This is a genomic window from Hydrocoleum sp. CS-953, from assembly GCF_002260545.1.
Taxonomy (GTDB): Bacteria; Cyanobacteriota; Cyanobacteriia; order Cyanobacteriales; family Microcoleaceae; genus Trichodesmium.
Window position 1 is genome coordinate 1 of record NZ_LGSU01001402.1, and the last position, 12,247, is coordinate 12,247.

8 protein-coding genes and 1 pseudogene are annotated in these 12,247 nt (G+C 36.3%); 4 read left to right on the plus strand and 5 right to left on the minus strand.

Going from position 1 to position 12,247, the window contains the following annotated elements; genetic code table 11:
• Positions 1 to 304 precede the first annotated feature (304 nt).
• From AFK68_RS28080 to AFK68_RS28095, 4 genes are all read right to left on the minus strand, one after another.
• The gene (locus AFK68_RS28080) at positions 305 to 2,371 is read right to left on the minus strand and encodes a WD40 repeat domain-containing protein (protein ID WP_094676976.1); all 2,067 of its coding nucleotides are present in this window, start codon (positions 2,369 to 2,371) and stop codon (positions 305 to 307) included.
• Complete coding sequence (locus AFK68_RS28085) at positions 2,332 to 4,062, minus strand: AAA-like domain-containing protein (RefSeq protein ID WP_094676978.1); 1,731 nt, start codon at positions 4,060 to 4,062, stop codon at positions 2,332 to 2,334. The genes AFK68_RS28080 and AFK68_RS28085 overlap by 40 nt, the downstream gene beginning before the upstream one ends.
• 853 nt (positions 4,063 to 4,915) lie before the next feature.
• Positions 4,916 to 5,302, minus strand: coding sequence for a VOC family protein (locus AFK68_RS28090; protein ID WP_094676980.1), 387 nt, complete (start codon positions 5,300 to 5,302; stop codon positions 4,916 to 4,918).
• Positions 5,303 to 5,659: 357 nt separating this feature from the next.
• Positions 5,660 to 6,124: a Fur family transcriptional regulator gene (locus tag AFK68_RS28095; protein ID WP_094676982.1), complete on the minus strand. Its 465-nt coding sequence runs from the start codon at positions 6,122 to 6,124 to the stop codon at positions 5,660 to 5,662.
• 167 nt (positions 6,125 to 6,291) lie between these two features.
• Here AFK68_RS28095 and AFK68_RS46760 point away from each other — a divergent pair, with 167 nt between their 5' ends.
• The 4 genes and pseudogenes from AFK68_RS46760 to AFK68_RS46775 form a co-directional block, all read left to right on the plus strand.
• Entirely contained in the window at positions 6,292 to 6,990 is a 699-nt protein-coding gene (locus AFK68_RS46760; protein ID WP_094676984.1) for a rubrerythrin family protein, read from the plus strand.
• Positions 6,991 to 7,565: 575 nt separating this feature from the next.
• A partial coding sequence (locus AFK68_RS46765) for a transposase (protein ID WP_143438372.1) occupies positions 7,566 to 7,888 on the plus strand: 323 nt, incomplete at its 3' end.
• 1 nt (position 7,889) lies between these two features.
• Positions 7,890 to 8,151 (plus strand): annotated as a pseudogene (locus AFK68_RS46770) (transposase); the annotation flags it as partial.
• Between the two features lie 531 nt (positions 8,152 to 8,682).
• The coding region (locus AFK68_RS46775) for an alpha/beta hydrolase (protein ID WP_371357602.1) at positions 8,683 to 9,757 on the plus strand (1,075 nt) is incomplete at its 3' end.
• Positions 9,758 to 11,405: 1,648 nt separating this feature from the next.
• On the opposite strand, the gene AFK68_RS28125 is transcribed toward AFK68_RS46775, so the two are convergent.
• The gene (locus tag AFK68_RS28125) at positions 11,406 to 12,206 is read right to left on the minus strand and encodes a DUF1838 family protein (protein ID WP_094676992.1); all 801 of its coding nucleotides are present in this window, start codon (positions 12,204 to 12,206) and stop codon (positions 11,406 to 11,408) included.
• Positions 12,207 to 12,247: the final 41 nt, after the last annotated feature.

Sequence of the window (12,247 nt, forward strand, 5' to 3'; positions counted from 1 at the left end):
TCCTGCGGAGAAGCAAGCTACGTTCCATGCTTTGCTTCGCAATGCTAACGCAAACGCAATGCTAACGCAAACAACCCAACCTACTGCCATGTCAAGCCTTAGATGTTACTTTAGAAAAATGGTAGGATGCTGATTTTTCAAAGCTTTTACTTAAAAATCTAATACACCATTTAAAGCTTGACACGACACTACATCTATTGCACCATTTAAGGTGTGTCGGTCCACTACAATTTTGTTAATAATTCTCAATTCTAATAATTCTAAATTCTAATAATTCTAAATTCTAAATTCTAAATTCTAAATTCTATTCATCACACAGACTTCTGTCGCTCTCCTCGACTTCCCCATTAGTCTCCAGATAATCCCTTACCCACTCACAACCATAAGCGAGTACATCCTCAAAGGCGATCGTATTATCCAAATCCCACAAAATTACCATTTTATCTTCCCCTGCCGAAGCTAGAGTTTTGCCATCTGGACTAAAAGCAAGTCCTCTAATGGCTGAACGATGGCCTAACAGAGTCGCCAATAACTTACCATCCGACTGCCATAGCTTCACAATTCCTCTATCATTTCCGGTGGCTATAATTTTACCATTAGGACTAACCACGATCGCCCAAATTTCTTCACCATTTGTGTCAATATGAGAGAGTAACTCGTCTTCCTGACTCCAGGTTTTCTGATTTTTACCAGAATTTCCGGTTCCGATCCAAAAACCATCAAGACCAGCAGCAATACTATAGATAATACCCTCACCCACTAAAAATGTTTTGAACAACTGACCATCTTGCTGCCACAACCGAACAGTACCATCACCACTACTAGAACCGAGCAACGAACCATCATCATTAAAAGCTACTCCCCAAACTCCCGCTTGATGGCCTTTCAAAGTTATGACTTCTCCACCATCTAAAGACCAGAGTTTTATGGTTTTATCGCCACTGGTAGAAGCAAGAGTATTGCCGTCGGGACTAAATGCTAATTTGCGAGTCTGGGAAATATGCCCTCTGAAAGTATTGAGCAACTCACCATAAGTATCCCACACTTGCACTACCAGTCCAGCACTCACAGCAAAGATATTTCCTTGGGGACTAAAAACAACGTCACTGAACGTAGAGTTTTTTCCTTCGATTTTCCTTTCTATTGTACCATCAGACTGCCACACAATAGTTTCCTGATGACTAATGCTGGCAATTAAGTTACCATCAGGACTAAAAGCCACCCCTTGCACCCCAGCGGTATGTCCAGACAAGCGAGTTAAGAAGGGATTTTGTAACCTCCACATTTTCACCATGGAATCAGATCCGGCTGAGGCTAAGATTTTGCCGTCGGGACTAAAGGTAACTGCTCTGACCGAACCATTATGGCCTTTAATGCTCCTGATGAATATGCCTTCCTTACTCCAGAAGCTAATAGTTTTATCCTCAGAAGCTGAAGCTAGGATTTTACCGTCAGGACTAAATTCTAGATCCCAAATACCTGCTGTGTGTCCTGTGAGAGTTTTCAGTAGTTTACCCTCTGGAAGTTGCCACAGGTGAATTTTGCCATCGCTGCAACCTACTGCCAAGATTTGACCATCAGGACTAAATTCTAAGTCCCAAAACTGTTCTTTTTGTTTGATGAGAGTTGTGTGAAGCCAGGCTATTCCTTCCTTGTACCACAATTTAACTGTGCCGTCTTCGCTAACGGAAGCAAGTATTTTTCCATCAGGACTAAAAGCAATTTGTCGGACAACTCCTTCATGTCCTGTGAGAGTATTTAAAAGAGTTCCATCTTTGCGCCAAAGTTTAATTGTACGATCCAAACTTGATGAGGCGATGATTTCTCCATCTGGGCTAAACTCTACATCATGAACTGGTGCTTGATGACCTCTTAAGGTATACAGTAGAGTTCCGTCACTTTGCCAAAGTTTAACGGTGGTGTCTCCACTAGCAGAGGCTAGGATTTTATTGTCAGGACTAATTGCCACCGCTAAGATTGGGCCTTGATGACCAAACCATTTTTTGGGGGAGGAGATACCAATGGTATGCAGCACAATTTCTGTCTCACTTCCTATCAGGAGTTGCCGACTATCCTGACTAAACTCAAGTGCCCTAATTCCAGAATTGCTAGCGACAAAATGATTAAACTCCATCGCCCCATAAATTGAGCGCCGTAGAGCTAACTCTATCATTTTTTCTATTTGAGGTTCACTGACTTTTAGTTTTTGTAGTTCTCGCTTTGCTTTGAGTCCTTGAATTAGAGCATCTAACTGTTGGTCTAGGGCAAAAAGCGCTTCTGAATAGCGAACCATACTTTTAATTTTGGCTAGACTTTCTTGGCGTTGACTGGCTAAAGCATTGCGGTAATGCCAAAAAGTTGTGATTCCCAAACCAGAAACGGTAAAGATTCACTGACTTTTAGTTTTTGTAGTTCTCGCTTTGCTTTGAGTCCTTGAATTAGAGCATCTAACTGTTGGTCTAGGGCAAAAAGCGCTTCTGAATAGCGAACCATACTTTTAATTTTGGCTAGACTTTCTTGGCGTTGACTGGCTAAAGCATTGCGGTAATGCCAAAAAGTTGTGATTCCCAAACCAGAAACGGTAAAGAATGCTATGCTAACTGCAACTAAAAACAACCTTTGAAATCTAGCAGTTTTTTCTTCTTCTTTGAGTCGTGCTTCTACTTGTTTTGTGCGTTCTGCTTCTATTAGAGTTCGCTTTTCTTGTCTCTCTGTTTCTACAGAAGCATCTAAATATTGATAATCTAAATCACTTAAAATTTTTCCTCTTGCCCAAGCTTCAGCATCTTTTAGTGCTAGACCGCGCAATAGTCGAGATTTGTCTGTTTTTTGGGAAGCTATCCAAGCATCAAAATTCTGAGCATAAGGTCGCAATAATCTTAATTTTTTCCCGATCCATTCTAAATTAAATACTTGTTCATATATCCGATTTTTTACTTTGAGGAATCCTGATTCTTTAACTATTAATCCTGATAGAATTAGTTCTGTTGATTCAGGAGTTTTATCAATTTCTATCTGTTGTTTTTGCAGGATTTTTTGATATATTCCCAACATTTTTCCGACTTTTTTTGGATTGTATAATAACCGATTTTGAATTGTTCTTAAATGCTCTGGCTCGTCTTGATGTTGCCAATCATCTAATATTTGGTATCTGACTATCTTTTCTATTAATAATTCTGCATAACCAAATGGAAATTTATAAATTATAGTCTGCCAATTATATAAGTTATTATTTTTGAGGAGATCGCCTGTATAAATTAATTTAAAATGGGTAAGTTGCTCTGATTGGTTAATGGCATCCATGACTAATTGACAGAGCTTATTTGTTAAAAATGGTTGCCCTCCAGTCCAGGATAATATTTCTTTTAATAATCCTCTCGCCTGTTTTTCTTCTAGTGGTAAACTTGCTGCTAATGGCTCTATTTCTTCTATTGTAAAATTATTTAATTCTATGGCTTTTCCTATATTAAATGGTGTTATTTTCCGGTCCTGGATTAAATCGGCAGGTGTAGCTACTCCAAAAATGGCAAAATTGAGTCGATTATATTCTGGATTAATTGCTCGTTGATTGTAGCAATAACGAATCAGAGCAAATAAATCATCTACGGTAAAGTTTAAACTCAAAATACTGTCTATTTCATCAATGAATATACAAATATTTTCTGTAGGGAATTGTACTAATATTAATTCCTCAATAAATAGACTTAATTTTTGAACATCAGACATTTCTGAGAGTGATGACCACCAGTCTTTTAAAGACAATTTATGACTCAATTTGAAACTCAGCCAGAGGTCGGCAATGATGCCTTGATACCATTGTTGACAAGTGGTATTTTGACTACCAATGTTAGTCATGTCAATAGTGGCACATTGAAATCCTTGTTGTTTTAGTTGATGGTAAGTTCTAACTAATAGGGATGATTTTCCCATTTGTCGGCAATTGAGAATGTAACAAAATTCGCCTCTTTTTAAAGCTTGATAAAGTTGAGTATCAGCTTGTCGGGTGACATAGGTAGGAGCATTTTTGCTAAGACTACCTCCGACTTGGTATGTACGTCTCATTTCAGTTATCAGTTATCAGTTATCAGTTATCAGTAACTCTTGCTGTTTGCGCAGCATGACCTAGGAAACTAGGAGGCTTGAAATACGGAATATTCTTTTTTATACCCTATAAAAGAGGAAGCTTAAGACCTAAATTTTTCAGTCAAGATTGATTTGATGGGTAAGTTAAGTTGGTACACAAAATTAATTGCAATTTTGGCAAGACTAACAAGTTTATCATATTAGTATGACAGGGAATAAAACTTTGCAATTAATTATGTAATAATACTTATTAAATTTTCTCCCTTATCTAAGTAGCTAGGTGAAAAAATTTACCGAAAAATTAAGGTATAAAGCCTCTCCATTCATGGAGAAAAGAGAAAAAAATTTCCTTTGAGTCAATCCTGTTCTTTATAAGAAGAGGTCATTTCAGTTATCAGTTATCAGTTATCAGTGAACCTCAGACCTTAGTCGGAGGCTTGAAATAGTGAGTTAAATATTTCTCTTGGTCGATTGGATATGGCGAGGAAACCTCGCCATCCCATCCTACGGACTGCTTCGCAAACGACCGCTTTTTCATCCCCTTAAAAGGGGAGGCTTTTGACCTGATTTTTTGGTAATTATTAATTATTAATTATTAATTGTTGAAAAGTACGTCATTGCGACTGGAACAGAGTGGAAGGTTTGCGGAGCATTCCGGAACGGATAGCAATCTCAACGGTTTTAACTGCTTTAACATTATATAGCAATCCGCGCATTAGTCGTAACAAGTTTTATAATAGTTAATTTAAGCTGAAAACCTCGAAAATTCTGACTCCTGACTCCTGACTCCTAAGTGCCATAAAAATATTACAACCTAAATAGAATTGCTATATTAACTTTCATAGATTTCTAAAGGTAATTGATCTGGGTCTGGAAAGAAAGTAAAACGCTTGCCAGTTATTTCATCAATCCTAATATCTTCTACTTCTATACCTTGGGATTTCAAATAATTAACAGACTCATCAATATTATCTACTTCTAATGCTAAATGTCTTAGACCACAAGCTTCTGGACGAGTTAATCTTTTTGGAGAGTCAGGAAATGAAAATAATTCTATCTGATTACCATTACCTACACGCAAATCTAACTTATAAGAATTGCGTGCTTTTCTCCAAGTTTCTTGAATAATTTCACAGCCTAAAATATTCACATAAAAATGCTTTGATTTTTCATAATTAGAGCAAATAATTGCAACGTGATTAAATTTTTTAATTTTCATATACAGCATCTGATCGGACTAATGACGTACAAGTTTAAATGGTAAAATTATTGTAACACAGGCATCTTGCCTGTTAGCTGTGTACCTCACAGGCAATAGGAAGTGCTGTAGTTAGTAAGTTGATTTTCTGGAGATGTCTATTATAGATAATACCAGATGATAGACAACAGTTAAAAAAACCTATGTTTTAGGTGTAATATAGAATCCGCTTGAACAGTCGTCCGCTTCGTCGCTGCGGAAGCAATCTCCTACACTCCTGAGATTGCTATCCGTTCCGGAATGCTCCGCAAACCTTCCACTCCGTTCCAGTCGCTGCGGACTTGAGTATAGTAATTATCTGGATTTGATATAATACTTTTAACTTCTGACTTTTGACTTTTGATTTCCAAGCAGCGGTTGACAACCTGGGCGATCGCATTTACCCTTCACAATAACCTCATAACTTTCAGCATGAAGTCCTGGAGGTAACCGATCTAATCGTACATTACTAAAAGTTTCCCAACTTACATCAACGATAGCACCACAGTTTTGACAGCAAAAATGGTGATGAGGTTTAACATTAGCATCATAACGAGTCAGTCCCTCCTCCAGTAATACTTCCTTAACTAAGCCTACCTCCCGTAATACGTTTAAAGCACTATAAATAGTTGCCTTAGAAGAAATTGGTAACTCACGGTTTACCTCACTCAAAATGTCCTCAACAGTGGGATGATCTGAACGAGATAGAAGATTAGCATAAACTGCAAATCGCTGAGGCGTAATTCTTAACCCTTTAGATTGCATTTTTCTCTGAATCTCTGTTGTCGTGTAGTTTTTTTTCATTATTTAAAGTTATTATATGTATTTTTAACCAATTAGTAATTGTAACACATATAATTGAGTCTAGTATAAGACTTAATATTTTACTTGACATTTTATGAAATCAGAATTATTATTAGAAATAATAGAGTCAACTAACTTGCTGATAAAATAAAATAGAGGAAAAGATTATGGACTTATCTAACTCTAACACCAGCCAAAATTTGTCCGATGCGTTTGCAGGAGAGTCAATGGCTAACCGTAAATATCTCTTCTTTGCCGAAGTTGCTAAAAAATTAGGTATGGAAGATTTAGCCAAACTATTCCGGGAAACAGCTAATCAAGAAACGCAACACGCCTTTTCTCACTTTCGTCTGCTTCATCCTGAATTAGTAGTAGATGATCCATCTACCTTAACTGAAGAACAAAAAAAAGCGATCGCCTCTCGTTGTCTAGAATTAGCAATTGAAGGTGAGACCTACGAATATACAACCATGTACCCAGAATTTGCCGAACAAGCGCGAGTAGATCGTGATAGTGGAGCTGTTGCAGAATTCAAAGAGCAAGAAGAAGAGTCCCGCGAACACGCCACTATGTTCCGTCAAGCAGCTCATAAATTTGGTTTACTTACCCACATTGAAAACCACCATGCTAATCAATATACAGAAGCTCTCGAAGGTCTCAATGGTGTTGCACCCAAACAAAAAGTTGTTGGTAGTAAATGGATCTGTCGTGTATGTTCAATGATTTACGATCCAGTTGTCGGCGATCCCGACTCTGGTATTGCTCCTGGCACTCCATTTGAAGAGATTCCTGAAGATTGGTCTTGCCCTATTTGTGGAGCGCAAAAGAAATCTTTTGTTCCTTATGAAGAGGCAGTTGCAGCTTAAGTATTTATCATGAATTAGGGAGTATCGTTATATTTGGCGATTATTTCAGATATTCCCAGTACAATTTGTGCCTTTGTGTAAGTCCTGTTTATACCAAAGCTGATTTATAAATAAATTATAAAGAAAGTTTCTCTAAGTCAAAATAGAGATTAAGATACTACATACTTTCACTTTTACCGAATAATTAAGGTTTAAAGCCTTCTATTTCAAGAGAAACAAGCGGTCGTTAGCGGAGCTTCCCGAAGGGTGGGATGGCGTTTGCTAACGCAAAGCTCCGAAGTGCGCGTTTGCGGAGCATGACCTAGGAAAGCGTCCCGGTGGGAACGGTCTCCCGCTCTTTCAGAGCCACTCCGTTTTTCATGTCGGCGACAGCCGTTAACGTTTGCGAAGCATTCCGGAACGGAAAGTTGTGCGCCAGCTAAACGCCATATCCAATCGACCAAGAGAGAATTACCTCTTCCTTTTATTCAATCCTTTCCCTAAAAGGAAGAGGTAATTCTCAATTATCAATTATCAATTATCAATTATTGAAGCACAACCGTTAAATTTATTTAGTTTAGTATATATTTTTACAAATGAGTCGTATCCCTACAATTGCAAATCCTCAAAGAAAAACATATCCAAGCGACCTGAGTGATTTAGAGTGGAACCTGATCAAACCCCTACTACCTGAACCCAAACGGTTAGGTCATCCCATTGAAGTTGATTTTCGGGAAATTCTCAATGGTGTTTTCTATGTACAGAGAAGTGGATGTCAATGGGAAATGATGCCTCATGACTTGCCACCCTATACTACTGTGTATAAATATTTTCAGAAATGGCAACGTCGTGGTTTATGGGAGCAAATGCACGACAAAATTCGTCAACAACTACAAAGTGAATTAGGAACAGATGAAAANTGGATGTCAATGGGAAATGATGCCTCATGACTTGCCACCCTATACTACTGTGTATAAATATTTTCAGAAATGGCAACGTCGTGGTTTATGGGAGCAAATGCACGACAAAATTCGTCAACAACTACAAAGTGAATTAGGAACAGATGAAAACTCTAGCGTTGCGATCGCAGATTCTAGAGCAGTCAGAGCAAGGGGAAAAACTGCTCGGTCTACGGTTTCAAAGATAGCAAGAAAGTTAAAGCGGATAAACGCCATGTCGTAGAGTTATTTTAACTAGCTATCAGCTATCAGCTATCAGCTAGTACCAGATTTGATATCATCTATATTCCTATTGCCTGACCCTGTAGGGACTTTCCATGGAAAGTTCCTACATTATTTTTTGCAGGTATCTATTTTTATTACATTTTATAGCGCTACGTGCTAGGGAATAGGGAATAGGGAATAGTAGACTAATAAAGGGTTTTTCCTCCGGAAAAGCTGCGCTAACAGGATTTAGAAATGTACTAACCTTAATGCGTAGCGCTATATTATATCAAATCCGTTGGCTTCGGAGTATTATAAGAAACCGGGTTTATGGGAGATAGATGTCAGTTATAGTCGGCATTTCATATAAACCCGGTTTCTACGTTTTTTTACACCAATGCTACCAGATTTGATATTACAAGTAATTAAGGAAAAATCATATAATTATGAAATCGCTTAGTTGTTCCGACCGCTCCTTTTATTTGTTGACATTATGTACCAACCAAGATATAAATATTTTAATTCAATTCATATAATTTAGGAGTAATTAATGGTAATTCACCGATTGCTAACAAAATCTATTTCACGATTTATATTTTCCCTAGGATTAGGCATATTATCACCTATTTTTACTCCTATTCCTGCTATTCCTGCTGAAAAAATTATAATTGCTATTCCTGATATTAATATCGAAGATCCAATCGAAATTTATCTGCCAGCTTTTCAAATTAAAATAACAGTCAAATCTCTCGAAAACTTTGCCAAAGAAGGTCAATACACGGATGAGTTTATTCTTTATTCGGAACTATTAAAAGATGAAATAAAGGAGCTACAGCAACTTTTAAGACAGCAGAAAAAAGAGGTACAGGAACTTTTGGAAACGCCTTTTGATTTAGATCCTAGTATTGTAGAAGCATTTATGGAAGAACCAGCAGGAAAAGAAGCACTAAAACGTCTAGGTGAAATTATCCAAACAGGAGAAAACCAAAATGGTAGTGAAGCTCTCCAAAGAGCTTTTGAGTTAGCTGTTGCTGACCCAGATGGTTTAACGATTATTAATTTGCTGAAAAAGTTTCCCGGAGATATTTTTATAGAACTTCAAGAAGGTATCAATTTAGTTGATGAATTAACAGAAAGATTTGTTGAAGAAAATAGGATTTTAACAGAACTACAAACACAAGCAGAAAATGTAGCAGTTTCTCAGGATAAACGGAATTTTAATAATTTACCAGATTTAAGAAAACCAGGGAATACGAGATGGGAAAAACAATCTTTTACCTTTAGAAATCCTAATCGCGATCGCTCTTCTCCAGCAGATATTTATCTGCCTAATATTTCGAGAAATCAATTAATTCCTGTGGTAGTTATCTCTCATGGTTTAGGTTCAGATTTGAATAGTTTTGTCTATCTTGCTGAACATTTAGCATCTCATGGTTTTGCTGTAATAGTACCGGAACATATTGGTTCAAATGCAGAAAAAATTGAAAGAATATTTGCAGGTTTTAGTAGACCTGTAGATGGAATGACATTTATTAATCGCCCATTAGATATTAAGTATTTGCTAGATGAAATAGAGGAAAAAATAGGCTCCGATCCGAGATGGCAAGGTAGACTAAATTTGCAAGNGTTTTGTCTATCTTGCTGAACATTTAGCATCTCATGGTTTTGCTGTAATAGTACCGGAACATATTGGTTCAAATGCAGAAAAAATTGAAAGAATATTTGCAGGTTTTAGTAGACCTGTAGATGGAATGACATTTATTAATCGCCCATTAGATATTAAGTATTTGCTAGATGAAATAGAGGAAAAAATAGGCTCCGATCCGAGATGGCAAGGTAGACTAAATTTGCAAGAAGTTGGAATATTAGGTCAATCTTTTGGTGGTTATACTGCTTTAAGTGTTGCAGGCGCTCCCCTTAACCTAGAACAACTCCGAAAAGATTGTCAATCTGAAGACACTAGGTTTATCTTCAATTTATCTCTATTATTACAGTGTCAAACTATTAATTTACCACTAGAAATAAGCACAAATTTAGGAGATGAACGTATCACAGCAGCTATTGCAATTAATCCTGTTAGTAGTGGTGTATTTGGAGCTGAAAATAAAGGTCTTAGTCAAATTAAAATTCCTACAATGATTGTTTCTAGCACTGAAGATATTTTTGCTCCACCAATTCCAGAACAAATTTATCCATTTATTAGTTTAACTACTCCAGAAAGATATTTAGTTATCAGTAAACCAGCAACTCATTTTTCATTTATTGCTGAAGAAGAAGAAACTTCTGCTTCTATAGAACTACCAAAACAATTAATTGGTCCTGACCCGAATTTGGCTTATCCCTATCTTCAGGGATTAAGTTTAGCATTTTTTCAAGCTTATCTTCAAAATCAATCCCAATCATTACTATATTTAAGTGAGCCTTATCTCCAATATCTCAATCAAGAACCATTTACTTTTAGTTTACTGAAGTCTCTCACAAAAGCCGATATACAAAGAATAATTAATAACTTTTCTGAACAAGTTACAGAAAAATAATTCTTTTTGTTGAGATTTTTTGAGAGTAGTTCAACAATTAATAATTAATCATTAATAATTATTAATTAGTAATGACATCTTCTGTAATAGAAGGATTGACTAAAAGGATTTTTTTTCTCTTTTCTCCGTGAATGGAGAGGCTTTATACCTTGATTTTTCGGTAATAGGGAGTAGGGAATAGGATTTTTAAGCATAAGATATATTCGCGTTTTGGCAACGAATTGTTANCTTCTGTAATAGAAGGATTGACTAAAAGGATTTTTTTTCTCTTTTCTCCGTGAATGGAGAGGCTTTATACCTTGATTTTTCGGTAATAGGGAGTAGGGAATAGGATTTTTAAGCATAAGATATATTCGCGTTTTGGCAACGAATTGTTAAAAACATTGCTCTTACTTATTTATTACTTAATAACTAAAGTGTTAAGTAAACATAGCATTATTTTTTCATGCCTGGTATAATACAAATCCGGTTTTTTAATAATAAAAATTATTATTTTTAGTTGTTTTGAACAGAAGTATTTTATCTACCCAATTAGAGAGCGCTGTATTTGCTTCTGGCTGACTGCTGATAGCTAACTGCTGACTGCTTATTAAGTAGTTTCTGGAATTGGAAAAGCTTCTCCCTTTAAATAAGCATCAAAATACTTCNGTTTTGAACAGAAGTATTTTATCTACCCAATTAGAGAGCGCTGTATTTGCTTCTGGCTGACTGCTGATAGCTAACTGCTGACTGCTTATTAAGTAGTTTCTGGAATTGGAAAAGCTTCTCCCTTTAAATAAGCATCAAAATACTTCTTAAAATACAAAATACTTGTTACATTTGGTTCATCACTTTCATCAGGAGAAAATTCATAAATTGGCAATTTTTCTCTCACCAACTTAACTAAATTAGGATGCAATTCTTCAAAAGATTCTACTCTAGAAATAGTAGTTTCAAACCTTAATCTAGCTGGATGACCATAACCTAACTTCATCCAAGGCATCCACGGACAATCTCTTGCCCATTCAGAAGGTGGTATTTCTGTTACTCCTGGTCGAGCTACACTAGAAGTAAAATACTCTACTCCCTTAAACTTTTCTCCAGGACAATAATCTTGATATTTACTTTCGTTTGCTAAAGGGTGAGGATATTCTAAAGGAATTTCTATAACTTTTTGCACATATCCAGAATTCTCAGAAATGACAATTTTTTTAGGTGAGACAAAACCCTGCACCATCCTATTAGCAATATGTACTACTGGAACTTCTTTTACCCCTTCTTTTGGTCGCCAATAGTGTAATATTTCTTGAGTAGAAGGATCGCAAAATAAACAAATTTCTCTATTAATTCTCTGTCCAGCTTCCCCATATTCTGGATGTGGTTTAATAAATACTTTCGTAGCATTCATACCAATAATAGAAAATAATTTTTCTTTGGGTTTTCCAGGTGATTCTATCCACCAAACTTCTCCACCCCAGTTATAGTAAAGTTGTTTACCATTATTCTCTCTATAAAAGTTTAAATTATCAAATTCATATTCAGTTGTATATTCACTCATTTTATGGAATCCTATTTATTTAAGAAGGAAGAAGGTAATAC